General features: G+C 43.5%; 1 pseudogene. It reads right to left on the minus strand.

Going from position 1 to position 331, the window contains the following annotated elements:
• Positions 1-90: 90 nt before the first annotated feature.
• Positions 91-331 (minus strand): annotated as a pseudogene (locus PGX78_RS09375) (bifunctional 3,4-dihydroxy-2-butanone-4-phosphate synthase/GTP cyclohydrolase II); the annotation flags it as partial.

Below are 331 nucleotides of genomic sequence, written 5' to 3' on the forward strand. Positions count from 1 at the left end.
AAAAAGACGGGCTGATTAAATACCATAAAGATGAATTTACCTTGCTGCAATAAAAAAAGGTCCTGCCGTGGCAGGGCCTTTTCAATTATGCTATTGAAGGTGGGGGAGAATGTGACCCATCTTGTGCTTTTTCGTTTCTAAATAGAATTCGTCGTGTTCGTGCGGTGCCATTTCAATAGGAACGCGTTCCGTAATAGCCAAACCGAATTCTTCAAGACCGTAAATCTTGTCGGGGTTATTGGTCAACAGGCGGAGTTCTTTAACACCCAAATCCTGTAAAATCTGAGCGCCTGTCCAATATTCGCGTAAGTCGGGAGCAAAGCCCAATTTT

The sequence above is a fragment of the Megasphaera sp. AF13-6AC genome, assembly GCF_027685385.1.
Classification (GTDB): Bacteria; Bacillota; Negativicutes; order Veillonellales; family Megasphaeraceae; genus Megasphaera; species Megasphaera micronuciformis.